We start from the raw sequence: 11,156 nt of genomic DNA on the forward strand, positions 1-11,156 counted from the left end.
CCGATCCGTCCCTACAGAGGCTGCCTTGGTCCCCCGTCTGCTCGTCCTGATCCACCTCGTTTCCGTGCTGCTGATCGGCACGGTGGGTGCCGCGCACGCCGCGCCGGCGAATGAACTCCGCCTCGCGCCGGGTGCGCAACTCGCCTATCCGATGCGCGGCCCGGTGCGCCGGATCGCGATCGGCGACCCCGAGGTGGCGGCGGTCACCCTCACCGGTCCGAGCGGAGTGCTGATCACCGGCAAGAAGGCGGGCAGCACCACCTTGTTCGTCTGGGACCAGCTCGAGGCGGCCCGGCCGGCGTTTTCGGCCACCGTAGTGGTGGCGCCGGCGCTCAGGGCCGAGGGGTTGAGGGCAGAGGCCGCCGGATCGCACCCGGTGCTCGACGGGGCCATTTCCTCGCTCGACGCGCACCAGGCGGCGCTCAGCACGCTCACGCCTGGCACCGATGTCGTCGATCGCACGACCACCAGCTTCGACACCCAGGTGCAGATCGACATCAAGGTCGTCGAGGTGTCGCGCCGCCGCCTGATGGAGGCGGGCTTCTTTCTCGGGCGCAACTCGCCCGGTAGCGGGCGCACGGCGGCGATCTCCGGGCCGGGCAACGTGAGCGGCCTGGAGCTCGAAGGCACCAACTTCACCCTGAGCAGCGCCTCCGGTTTCCTGCCTTTTGCCAACGCCTTCAACCTGGTGCTGGGCAAGGGCAGCAATGGCGTGCTGTCGGCGTTGAGCGTGCTCGAGTCGAATGGCTTCGCCTACACCCTGGCCGAACCCAGCCTCACCGCCCTCAGCGGCCACAGCGCGACCTTCCTCGCCGGCGGCGAGATCCCGATCCCGATCAGCTCGGGCTCGGACGGTGCGACCAGCATCGAATACAAGGAATACGGCATCAAGGTCGCGCTCACGCCCACCGTGCTCGAGCAGAACCGCATCTTCCTGAAGGTGTCGCCCGAAGTCAGCGAGCCCGATTTCAGCCTTGCCGTGCAATCGGGCGGGGTGGCGGTGCCGGGGCTGAGCGTGCGTCGCACCGACACCAGCGTGGCGCTGGCCGATGGCGAGAGCTTCGTGCTCAGCGGCCTGGTGAGCCGCAACACCGCCAGCAACGTCGACAAGTTCCCATTCCTGGGTGACTTGCCGATCATCGGCGCCTTCCTGCGTTCGACTCGTTTCGACCGCACGGACAAGGAGCTGCTGATGGTGGTCACCGCGCACCTGGTGCGACCCTTCGCCAAGGACCAGCCGCTGCCGCCCCTGCCCGGTGCGGCGCTGGAAGACTACAACCCCAGTTTCGGTGAGCTGATGTTCGAGGAAAAGGGGCGTTTCAAGGGTTTGACGGGGTTCTCTGACTGATGGCCGAAGAACGCAGCTTTGTGATCGTCACCGATCAGCCTTCGATCCAGAACTGGCTGGCGCGGTCTTTGCGCGAGCTCGGCTCGGTGATGGTGGGTGATCCCGCCTCGCTCGAGAGTGTGCTCCAGCTGGTAGACGTGACCGGCACCCGCGTCCTGCTGGTCAGCCTGAGCCGCGCCGGTTTGCGCCAGGAGGCGAAGCTGCTCGCCGGCTTGCTGGCGGCCAAGCCGCTGCTGCCGGTCATCGCGGTCGGCGAGTCGATGGATCAGGAGTTGCTGCTCGCCGCGCTGCGGGCGGGCGCGCGGGATTTCATCACCCCCGAGCAGAGCACCAGCGAGGTGGTGAGTGCGGTGCGCTACGTGGTCGAGCGCAGCCAGGTGGTCAGCAACAACAACAACGGCGCCCGCGACGACAGCTGGATGCTCGCGCTGCTGTCGTCGCGTCCCAACGGCGATGCGGCGATGCTGGCGCTGCACATGGCGCTGGCGATCCAGCAGCGCTCGCCGGCCAACAAGGTGTTGCTGCTCGATCTCGGGGTGCCGCCGGCCGACACCTTGCTGTTTCTCGGCATCCAGTCGTCGTACACCTTCGTCGACGCCGTGCGTAGCTTGCGCCGACTCGACGAGACGCTCATCGAGACTGCCTTCGGCATGCACGAGAGCGGCCTGCGCCTGCTGGCGATGCCGGAGGATCCCAACCTCGCCGGGCAGGAGATCACCTCGGCCGATGTCTATGTGCTGCTCGGAACCCTGCGACGCTTTTTCAGCCACATCGTCATCAATCTCGGCGGCATGCCGAGTTCGGACTTTCTCTCCCTGGCCGTCGGGCGCGCCGACAAGGTGGTGTTCCTGCTCGAGCAGAGCCTGCCCAGCTGCAAGCAGAACAGGGCGCTGCTGCAGAGGCTGCGGGACAACAAGATTGCGCTCGAGGGGGCGGGGATCATCGTCGACTACTACCTGCCGAAGATGCCGCCCGACGCGGAGAGCATCGCTGGCGGCATGAACCTGCCCCTGCTGGGCACGCTGCCGTCCTCGGGCATGGCGCGGCTGGGGGTGATGAACACCGGTCGCAGCATGTTCGAGGCGGCGCCGCGCGACCCTTATGCGGCAGCGGTGCGCAGTGTCACGCTGAGCCTGCTACCGGAGTCGGCGGCCGCGATGGGCGCGGCCGGGGCGACCGGCTGGCGCCATCCGCTGCGCTGGTTGCTCAAGCGCGGAGCGGACTGAGGGGGGCGGCCATGCCTTTTCGCAACCTGAACTACGACTACAGCCTCAAGCAGAGCGACTCCTATCAGGACATCAAGCTGCGCCTGCACCGCCACCTGATCGACGCGATCGAGGACGAGCGCGTCCCGCTGGCCGAGATGACGCCGGGCGACCTCTCGCAGTTCGTCCGCAACAAGGTGACGCGCTACGTCGCCCAGGAGCATCTGCCGGTCACCGCCTACGACACCGAGAACCTCGCCCAGGAAATGGTCGATGAGCTCACCGGCTACGGCCCGCTGGAAAAGCTCATCAACGATGACCGGGTCAACGACATCCTGGTCAACGGCGCCCAGCGCATTTTCGTCGAGCGCGCAGGCAAGCTCCAGCTCACCGAGCTGCGCTTCATCGACGACGACCATGTGCTGCGCGTGGTGCGCCGCATCCTGGCCCCGCTCGGGCGCCGGCTCGACGAATCCAGTCCGATGGTCGACGCTCGCCTGCCCGACGGCAGCCGGGTCAACGCGATCATTCCGCCGGTCGCCCTCGACGGCCCCTGCGTGTCGATCCGCAAGTTCCGCAAGGACCCGCTGCTTGCGGCCGACCTGATGGCCTTCGGCACCGTCGACAACGATCTGATGAACTTCCTTCACCAGGCGGTGGACAGCCACTGCAACATCCTCATCAGCGGCGGCACCGGCGCCGGCAAGACGACGCTGCTCAATGTGTTGTCGCAGCGCATCGTAGCCGGCGAGCGCCTGATCACCATCGAGGACGCGGCCGAACTGCAGCTTGGTCACGAGCACGTGGTGCGGCTCGAAACGCGTCCGGCCAACATCGACGGCCAGGGCGAGGTGTCGGCGCGCGAGCTGGTGCGCAACGCGCTGCGCATGCGTCCGGACCGCATCATCCTCGGCGAGATCCGTAGCGACGAGGTCATGGACGTGCTGCAGGCGATGAACACCGGCCACGACGGCTGCATGAGCACCGTGCACGCCAACAACGCCCGCGACGCGCTGGTGCGCCTCGAGATGTTGGCCGGGCTGGCGGGCTTTCAGGGCACTGACCTGACGCTCAAGACCATGATCGCCACCGCCATCGACCTCATCGTGCAGATCAGCCGCCTGCCCGATGGCCGCCGCCGGGTGACCGGCATCGACGAGGTCCAGGGCCTGCGCGACGGTCAGTTCGTCACCAGCACGCTGTACGAGCACCATGCCGCCTCCGACGCCTTCGTTCCTTCCGGGACGCCACCCAACTCGCCGAAGCTGCGCGCCGTCATGGGGGCGCGGCCGGCATGGTAGTCCTCACCCTGTATGGCGTCGCGTTCGGCCTGCTGATCGGGGCCGTGCTGTTGCTGCGTTCGAGCAACCGCACCCAGCTTCGCCAACGGGTGCGCAGCCACTTCCTCGATACCGCGATCATCCATCTGGGCAAGGAGCACGGCGAAAACCCCCTTCATGGCACGGCGATCGAGCGCTGGCTGTGGCGCAGCGGCATCGAGCTCAGGCCGGTGCACGTGCTGCTGGTCGCCCTGGCCGCGCTGGTGCTGGTCTTGCTGGCGTGGTCGCGGGGAGGAGTGTTCGGCGCGCTGGTGGCGCTCGGGGTGGTGATCGGGGCATGCTTCGCGTGGCCGGAGTACAAGTACCACAAGCGCGTCACGGTCATGATCGGGCAGGTGCCCTTGTTCCTCGACCAGATGGTGAGGGGCCTCGCCACCGGTCGCAACCTGGACGGCGCGCTCAAGCAGGCTTCCGAGGAGACGCCCGAGCCCCTGCGTGACGCCATGCGTCGGGTGCACCAGGCGGTTGCCCTCGGCGCCGACATCAGCAGCGCGATGCGCGACGCGGCCCATCTCTACAAGCTGCGCGAGCTGCTGCTGGTGGCGCTGGCGGTGCGCATCTCGCACGACTACGGCAGCAGCCCGCGCGAGATGCTGCAGAGCGTGACCACACTGATCCGCAACCGCGAGCAGATCCAGCGTGAGCTGGCCTCGCTCACTGGCGAGACCCGGCTCAGCGCCTGGGTGCTGACCTTGCTGCCGAGCGGCATCGCGGCCTACATGGTGGCGGTCAACCCCGACTACATCATGTCGATGTGGAACGACGACGGTGGGCGCATGGCGCTCCTCACCGCGCTGGGCTTTCAGCTCGTGGGCGCCTTCATCCTTTGGCGGATGGTGAAGAGTGTCTGACGAGGCCATCCTGTTCTGGGCAACGCTCACCGCCACTTTGCTCGTCGCTGCGGCGATGGTCATCGTGGTGCTCATCGGCCGGCGCGAGGAAAAGGAGGCGAGCGTGCGCTTTCGCGAGGTGCTCGCCCGGCGTTCGGACATGGCCTGGATGCGCGTGGCCCCGGAGCCGGATAAGGGTAGCGCGCTGTTCGACAAGCTTACCGATACCGCCGAGGTTGAGCGCGACCTGCGGCGGGCCGGCCTCGGCAGTGAGCGCGGCATGCGCGTGTTCAAGCTCGCCCTCTTCCTCGTACCCTTGCTCGGCGCTGGCCTGGGCGTGAGTCTTGGCCTCGCGCGCGGGATGCACGGCAGCGCCCTGCTGCTTTCCGGGTTTGCCGGCTTCGCCATCGGCTACCTGGTGCCGCCGCGTGTGGTGCGCATGCTCGCCGCCCGCCGCCAAAAACGCATCCGCGAGGAGATGGTGCCCCTGCTGCATATGCTGCGCATGCTGTTCGACGCCGGGCTGTCGCTGGAGCAGACCCTGCGCATCCTGCACCAGGATGGCGGCGAGCTGATTCCCGAGATCGCCGCCGAGCTGCGCGTGGCGGTGACGCGCATCGGTGCCGGCCAGGACCGCGCCGAGGCCTTGCAGGATATGGTCGCGCCGCTCGACGTGGCCGAACTCAACGACACCGTCGCCATCCTCAAGCAGGCCACGCGGTACGGCGGCAGCCTGCGCGAGTCGCTGGGGAGCTTTGCCGCGCTGATCGAGGAGCGACGTCTCTCCGGCCTGCGCGAATACGTCAGCAAGCTGTCGGCGAAGATGACCATCGTCATGATCCTGTTCATGTTCCCCGCGCTGCTGATCTTCATCGCCGGGCCGGGAATGATCACCCTGGTTCGCGCACTTTCCTCCATTCGCTGACATGAAGCCTCTGCTCGCCTGCTGCACTGCCTTCGCGCTCCTTGCCGGCTGCGCCGCGCAGCCCAACCGCCCGGGGGACGCCGTCGCCTGCAGTGCCGCGCTCGAGCCGGGGGTGGGCACGCGGCTGGCCATGGTCCGTCAGGTGCTCGATGACGGCCAGCCCTACGCGGCGCTCGCCCACCTCGAAGCGCTGAACTACAAGGGCGAGCACGCCGCACTGCTGCGTGCGGACATCCTGCGCCGCATCGGTGGTGGCACCGAGGCCGCGGCGCTCTATCGCGGCCTGCTCTCCGGCTGCCTCGCCGGGCTCGGCCACCATGGCCTGGGCCTGCTCGCCAGTGCCGAGGGCCGCGCCGGCGAGGGCATCGAACATTTTCGCCAGGCGCGCGCGCTACTGCCGGCCAACGCGCGCGTGCGCAACGACCTCGGCTACGCCCTGCTGGTGTCCGGCGCGCTGGACGACGCCCGCCACGAGCTACTTACCGCCCAGGACCTGGCCCCCTCGGATCGCAAGGTCGCCTTCAATCTCGTGCTGCTGTACTACGTCATGGGGGACACCGCGCGTGCCGAAGACTGGGGGCGCCGCCATCAGGCCAGCCCGGAGACGCTGGCCCAACTCAAGGCCTTGGCCGTGCGCCTGGCCGCGAACAAAGGAGAACAACCATGAAGCTGTGCCGCTGCGCCTGCGTGATCGCCCTGAGCGTGCTGCCTGCCGCCGCTGTGCTCGCCGCGGAAGGCGACCGCCCCGTTACCGGGCACGAAGACCGGCTTGTCGACGATCGACGTAATGGCGCCACTGCACGCTACTGGCTGGAACTGCAGCGCAGCCGGGCACAGGCCTCGCTTCATCCGCAACCGCTTTCCGGAGAGGTGCAGCAGAAGATTCATGAGCGGTATGTGAAGAGCTTCACTCACGAGGTTGAGGAGCGCCTGAATCAGGAGTCCGTCGGCACGAGCAAGTAGGCCCGCAGGCGACGCACGCAGACCTACAGGTGCATGGCGGTGGTGGCGCGCAAGATGGTGTCGCCGTTGTCATCCACCGGAAGGGCGGGCAGGGTGACGCCGATAATCTCGAGCACCGGCACGATCGCGGTCTCGTTCGCTGCGCCGCTGCGGTTGTACTTGCGCTCGAGACATACCAGGATCACCGGGCGGGGATCGTCGGGGTCGCTGTTGTCGCTGGTGAGGTAGGCGTATGAATCCGCGCCGTCACTGCGCAAGGCCTGCCACTGCGTGTAACCCTGCGTGCTGCCCGGGCCGGCGGTAGTGCAATGCGCATACCAGTTGCCTGGGAGCCAGCTGTTCTTGACCGTCTGGTCGACGATGTCGGCCACCTTGTCGCGATACCCCGCCACCGCGGGGTCGATGCGCGCCGCCGAGCGCGCTGCATCCGCGCTCACCTGCTTGAGGCTCTGCTGCAGCATGAAGGGAATGCTGTAGGCGAGGGCGGCGTAGAGCACGACGAAGAAGACGGCGAACACCGCGGCGAACTCGATCGCCACGCTGCCGCGCTGCATCCGCGGGGCTTGCGCGATTTCATTCCGGGTGCTGGCGTACGCGTCCATGTCGCTACCTCAGCCCACCAGCCGCGGCATGCCGCAGCCGATGTCACGCATCTCCACCTCGGTGCGACCCAGGTCGATGCCGAGGATATCGGAGAGCAGGGTGGTGAGCACGCCACCGATGGTGTCGAGCAGGGGTTCCAGGGCGGCCATCAGGGCATCGAGCACGATGGCGAGCAGCGGACCGCCGACGGCGTTCAGGAGCGGGCTCAGGAGCGCATTGACGATCGCGCCCAACAAACCGACGTCCGAGGTGGTCTGCAGCGCTGCGATCAGCTTTGTCCGGGCGCAGGCTGCATCGTAGTAGCTGGTCAGTACGATGTAACAACCGTTGGTAAGCGGAAGCTGTTCTGTTTTCGATCGCCATTCAGCGTTCATCTTTCCGGTGAACAGAAATGCCGGGCGATCCCAGTTCAGCCCCAGGTCGTCGAGCTTGTGCTGGATGTCCCAGAGCCTGCCGATCGTGTATCGCCCAGGCTGGTTCGGGGCGAGCTCGGGCAGCGCCAGGATGCTGTCGGCGATGGCCGTTGCTTGCGCAGCGCTGAATGGTTGCGCTGCCCCTCCGCCCGCGTCCGTGCTGCTCAGCAAGGCGGTCAGCCCGTCCAGCAGATCGTCCAGGAGCGATCCGAGGTTGAGGGTGTTGGCCCCGGTCAGTTCCGATTCGCCCGGGCTCAAGGGCGCCGTGGTGTCCGTCTCGGCGAGCGCGGGGAGGGCGATCTTGCCGTTGAGCAAGGTGCCGCCCAGCAGGGTTACCAGGGCGGTGCTCTGGACCTGGTCGGTGCAACTGCCGCCGATGGACCACAGGGCTCCAGGAGGCAGGGTGCCCACGCACACGCTGCCTATGCGCGACTCGACGCCGACCGTGGCGGTGGCTGGAGAGACCGAGCAATCGATGGCGGTGAGCGTGCCTCTGGCGTCGGTGAGGTCGATGGTGATCGGCAGCCGAATCCGGGTGCCGAGCAGGTCGAGCAGGTTGCCGACGAGTACGGTGCCGCTGGTATCCACGTCCACGTGCAGCCTGACCTGGGCGTTGTAGGCCTGGGTGCCGACCGGGCCGATGGCGATGGTGGGTGGTTCGACAACGCCGAGCGACAAGGTGGCCAATCCGAGCAGGTTGGTGTTCGGGATCGTCAGCGCCCGCCCGCCCGCACCGGCGAGAATGCCCGTGCTCAGCAGTTCGCCGAGGTTGATCTGTGCGTCGAGGGCGGAGCCCAGTGGGTCGTTTGCGGAGCCGGCTGCGAGCCGGATCAGGCCCGGCGTATCGGGCGTGCCGAAGAGCTTCACGCTTGCAGGGCCGAGCACCGCATTCGTCGCCACCGCGTCACGCAGCACACCCAGGCTGGCCCCTAGGGTGTCGTCGCTGACGACCTGTACCCCCAGATTGATCAGGTCGTCGATGCCGAGCACACCGACCTCGGTGTCGACTAATTGGACCAGGCCAGCCGGTGAGAGGGCCTTCAGCTCGTCGATGCTGGCAGTGACGCCGAGCGCGCGCAGCAAACCGGCCGGTGTGACCCGTGCGCTGGCCAGGCCGGCGGCGCTCAACACGGTGAGGTCGGTATTGACGCCGACGGCGGACAGCACCGTGTCCAGCAGTCTGTCGTCGCCGAGCGATAGCAGTTGTGCGCCAACCGAGAACTCCGCCCAGGGCTCGACCAGGTCCTTCTCGGCGGTGGCGACTGCGCTCAGCGTGATGGCGTCGCTGCCACCCGCGCCGAACAGGCTGCCGCCGCGCAGGATCAGGCTGGACGGCACCTCCCGGGAGACCGTCACCTGCACCGCTCGGCGCTCTGCGGCGGGGGTGGTGTCGTCGGGTGCGCGCACGCCAGTACTTGAATTGGTGCTGAGGCCGACGCAGAGGGTGGTGATCGCTTCACCGGCGGCGCTGCCGAAGCCGTAGGCTGCGGCGTTCTCGCTGGCGTAGGTGGCAGGCAGGCTCCCCGCCGCGGCGCAGTTTCCCGATGGCAGGCGCGAGATGGCCTCCATCGCAGCCGTGTCGGCGATCTTCTGCAGGTCGCGCTGCTCCAGGTACAGGCGCCCGGTGTCGAGCGCGAGTACGGTGGCGAGGATGGCGATGGGGAGCGTCACCGCGGCCAGGATGCCGATCGCCCCACGCTGGAAAGTGCGCGCGCGATGGGGGCGGGGGGCAGGGCGGCGTGGGGCGAGGTTCATGACCCTGGTCTTCAGTTGAGGAGGCGTATCCTCGCCTCGCCGCGGAGCTCGCTGGGGAGCGCCGGGATCGTGACGCCGAGCAGGGAGAGCTGCGGCATGATCGTGTGTGGCGCAGTGTGGCGCAGGCATACGCTCCACACCCGGTGGCCCTCGGTGACGCGCAGGAAGTTCCCGCCGTAGTCGGCGCACGGCACCGCCCAGTCCTCGGGCAGCCAGGCGGTGCGGATTTCGCGCAGGGCACGCGTTTCCGCACGGGCCAGTTCGTCGGTTTGTGCGCCGGCGTCGAGGCGGCGGAAGTCCTGCCGGATCGCGGCGCGCAGGGCGTCGGCGGCGACCTCCTCGTAGGTCGCGCGGATCATCAGCGGCATGAAGTAGCCGACGATGGCATAGAAGAACAGGAAGAACACCACGAACACCGCCGCGAACTCGATCGCCGCGGCGCCGTGCTGCCGGCGGGGGGATCCGTGAGCCGTCATCAGCGCCATCCGGGTGGAGCGTCTCCAGCGAACATCATGATCAAGAGGCCAACCGCCAGCGCGCTGCCGAAGGGCAGGTGGCGGCCCTGTTTCGGGTCGAGGCCGAGCAGGCTGCGAACTTTCAAGTCGAGCAACCCGCCCGCCGCAGTGAGCAGGGCGCCGATGGCGAAGCTGCCGAAGGTGATCCAGACTCCGCCGAGCAGGGCGATGACGAAGAGCAGCTTTACGTCACCTGCGCCGAGGGCGCGGAACAGGTAGCCGGGCAGGGTGAGCAGCAAGGCCAGTCCGGCGCCCTTTGCTACGGCCATTCCACTCGCACCGAGCGGACTCGCACCCTGGATCAGCAGCACAAGCAGCGCGAGCGCCGCCGCAGGGGCGAGCAGCGCGTTGGGGATGCGGCGCTGGCGCCAGTCGGAGGATGCGACTGCCAGCGCCCAGACGCCAAGCGAGATCTCGAAAACGACACCCGCATTTAGAAATGGCATTTCTTCAGCAGAACTGCGGCAAAGCATCCGAGCGCGTACTCGTCAGCGCTTTCGACGGCCGAACGCCAATATGCGCGGTGGAAATTCGGTATGTAAGAATCTGAGGCAATCAAACCCCTATGTGGATCGCATCTTTCTGCCGCTCCAGTTTCTTACTACGGTGTCGTCAGCTTTCCCGAGATGAAGGTGAAAACCTCGCCGAGGTCTCCGCCGAGCGTTGTCAAAGCCGTAACTGCAGCGACCGCAACCAACGCCGCAATCAGCGCGTATTCGATCGCCGTCGCGCCCTCTTCGTCTTTCAGAAATTCGATGATTCTGGTTTTCATGCCGCCCTCCCGTAATTGAGAAATTTGATACGTGTCAATTTTATGACTAAGCGGCGGAATGCGGCGTTAAATATGTCTCATGCCTGCCTATTCAGGATTGCTGTTTGCTTTATGAATGCCTTATTAAAATCTATTTTTGAAGTGGGTATGACTATCTGTTTTGGATTGGCGTTATTGGCGTGGAGTGTTGCGTTTGTCATCAAGCTCAGGTGTGCGTTATTGCGCAGACGTGGGACGGTCTGCATGGGAAATTGATTTGTAAGCGGAGTTCGAGGTGCCGCAGTGTGATCGGGTGCGCTGGCGTGCTTCGCGATGCGAGGAGTTTTCATGCCGAGATTGCTTGTCCCTGATCGTGAGTCTCCCTAACAGGGTGTTGAAAATTGAACCGTCACCTTCGGTTTCCAGCTTGGCTGGGAAAAATCGACGCTGAAGAACCCCGGCGTGGTTTGGCATGAAGCACTTTCCAGCCGTCTTTCGAGCCGATTCC

General features: G+C 66.7%; 12 protein-coding genes. 7 read left to right on the forward strand and 5 right to left on the reverse strand.

The features are described from left to right. Positions 1–25: 25 nt before the first annotated feature. The 7 genes from RBT54_RS04290 to RBT54_RS04320 are packed head-to-tail and all read left to right on the forward strand — an operon-like array spanning position 26 to position 6,611. Positions 26–1,348, forward strand: coding sequence for a type II and III secretion system protein family protein (locus RBT54_RS04290; protein WP_320364447.1), 1,323 nt, complete (start codon positions 26–28; stop codon positions 1,346–1,348). Beyond that, on the forward strand, positions 1,348–2,574 hold the full coding sequence (locus RBT54_RS04295; RefSeq protein ID WP_320364449.1) for a pilus assembly protein: 1,227 nt from the start codon (positions 1,348–1,350) through the stop codon (positions 2,572–2,574). The genes RBT54_RS04290 and RBT54_RS04295 overlap by 1 nt, the downstream gene beginning before the upstream one ends. Before the next feature lie 11 nt (positions 2,575–2,585). After that, positions 2,586–3,854: a CpaF family protein gene (locus RBT54_RS04300; RefSeq protein WP_320364451.1), complete on the forward strand. Its 1,269-nt coding sequence runs from the start codon at positions 2,586–2,588 to the stop codon at positions 3,852–3,854. After that, the gene (locus RBT54_RS04305; RefSeq protein WP_320364452.1) at positions 3,848–4,744 is read left to right on the forward strand and encodes a type II secretion system F family protein; all 897 of its coding nucleotides are present in this window, start codon (positions 3,848–3,850) and stop codon (positions 4,742–4,744) included. The genes RBT54_RS04300 and RBT54_RS04305 overlap by 7 nt, the downstream gene beginning before the upstream one ends. After that, positions 4,737–5,648 carry a type II secretion system F family protein gene (locus RBT54_RS04310; protein WP_320364454.1) on the forward strand — a complete coding sequence of 304 codons (912 nt, stop codon included), beginning with the start codon at positions 4,737–4,739 and terminating at the stop codon, positions 5,646–5,648. The genes RBT54_RS04305 and RBT54_RS04310 overlap by 8 nt, the downstream gene beginning before the upstream one ends. A gap of 1 nt (position 5,649) precedes the next feature. Beyond that, the gene (locus RBT54_RS04315) at positions 5,650–6,315 is read left to right on the forward strand and encodes a tetratricopeptide repeat protein (RefSeq protein WP_320364456.1); all 666 of its coding nucleotides are present in this window, start codon (positions 5,650–5,652) and stop codon (positions 6,313–6,315) included. Then, the gene (locus tag RBT54_RS04320; protein ID WP_320364458.1) at positions 6,312–6,611 is read left to right on the forward strand and encodes a DUF3613 domain-containing protein; all 300 of its coding nucleotides are present in this window, start codon (positions 6,312–6,314) and stop codon (positions 6,609–6,611) included. Before RBT54_RS04315 ends, RBT54_RS04320 begins: the two co-directional genes overlap by 4 nt. A 23-nt stretch (positions 6,612–6,634) precedes the next feature. On the opposite strand, the gene RBT54_RS04325 is transcribed toward RBT54_RS04320, so the two are convergent. The 5 genes from RBT54_RS04325 to RBT54_RS04345 form a co-directional block, all read right to left on the reverse strand. Then, complete coding sequence (locus RBT54_RS04325) at positions 6,635–7,213, reverse strand: TadE/TadG family type IV pilus assembly protein (RefSeq protein WP_320364460.1); 579 nt, start codon at positions 7,211–7,213, stop codon at positions 6,635–6,637. Positions 7,214–7,222: 9 nt separating this feature from the next. Further along, the gene (locus RBT54_RS04330) at positions 7,223–9,382 is read right to left on the reverse strand and encodes a pilus assembly protein TadG-related protein (protein ID WP_320364462.1); all 2,160 of its coding nucleotides are present in this window, start codon (positions 9,380–9,382) and stop codon (positions 7,223–7,225) included. An 11-nt stretch (positions 9,383–9,393) separates the two neighbouring features. Then, positions 9,394–9,858 (reverse strand): TadE/TadG family type IV pilus assembly protein, encoded by a 465-nt coding sequence (locus tag RBT54_RS04335; protein ID WP_320364464.1) that lies wholly within the window; start codon positions 9,856–9,858, stop codon positions 9,394–9,396. Then, positions 9,858–10,343, reverse strand: a complete 486-nt coding sequence (locus RBT54_RS04340) for a prepilin peptidase (RefSeq protein WP_320364466.1) — start codon at positions 10,341–10,343, stop codon at positions 9,858–9,860. The genes RBT54_RS04335 and RBT54_RS04340 overlap by 1 nt, the downstream gene beginning before the upstream one ends. Before the next feature lie 155 nt (positions 10,344–10,498). Then, on the reverse strand, positions 10,499–10,669 hold the full coding sequence (locus RBT54_RS04345; protein ID WP_320364468.1) for a Flp family type IVb pilin: 171 nt from the start codon (positions 10,667–10,669) through the stop codon (positions 10,499–10,501). Positions 10,670–11,156: the final 487 nt, after the last annotated feature.

This window comes from Thauera sp. (assembly GCF_034003485.1).
GTDB lineage: Bacteria > Pseudomonadota > Gammaproteobacteria > Burkholderiales > Rhodocyclaceae > Thauera.

Excerpts from the sequence above, each read along its gene's own strand:
- RBT54_RS04295 (WP_320364449.1), top strand. The coding sequence starts at position 1,348 with ATGGCCGAAGAACGCAGCTTTGTGATCGTCACCGATCAGCCTTCGATC.
- RBT54_RS04300 (WP_320364451.1), top strand. The coding sequence starts at position 2,586 with ATGCCTTTTCGCAACCTGAACTACGACTACAGCCTCAAGCAGAGCGAC.
- RBT54_RS04305 (WP_320364452.1), top strand. The coding sequence starts at position 3,848 with ATGGTAGTCCTCACCCTGTATGGCGTCGCGTTCGGCCTGCTGATCGGG.
- RBT54_RS04315 (WP_320364456.1), top strand. The coding sequence starts at position 5,650 with ATGAAGCCTCTGCTCGCCTGCTGCACTGCCTTCGCGCTCCTTGCCGGC.
- RBT54_RS04320 (WP_320364458.1), top strand. The coding sequence starts at position 6,312 with ATGAAGCTGTGCCGCTGCGCCTGCGTGATCGCCCTGAGCGTGCTGCCT.
- RBT54_RS04325 (WP_320364460.1), bottom strand. The coding sequence starts at position 7,213 with ATGGACGCGTACGCCAGCACCCGGAATGAAATCGCGCAAGCCCCGCGG.
- RBT54_RS04330 (WP_320364462.1), bottom strand. The coding sequence starts at position 9,382 with ATGAACCTCGCCCCACGCCGCCCTGCCCCCCGCCCCCATCGCGCGCGC.
- RBT54_RS04335 (WP_320364464.1), bottom strand. The coding sequence starts at position 9,858 with ATGACGGCTCACGGATCCCCCCGCCGGCAGCACGGCGCCGCGGCGATC.
- RBT54_RS04340 (WP_320364466.1), bottom strand. The coding sequence starts at position 10,343 with ATGCCATTTCTAAATGCGGGTGTCGTTTTCGAGATCTCGCTTGGCGTC.
- RBT54_RS04345 (WP_320364468.1), bottom strand. The coding sequence starts at position 10,669 with ATGAAAACCAGAATCATCGAATTTCTGAAAGACGAAGAGGGCGCGACG.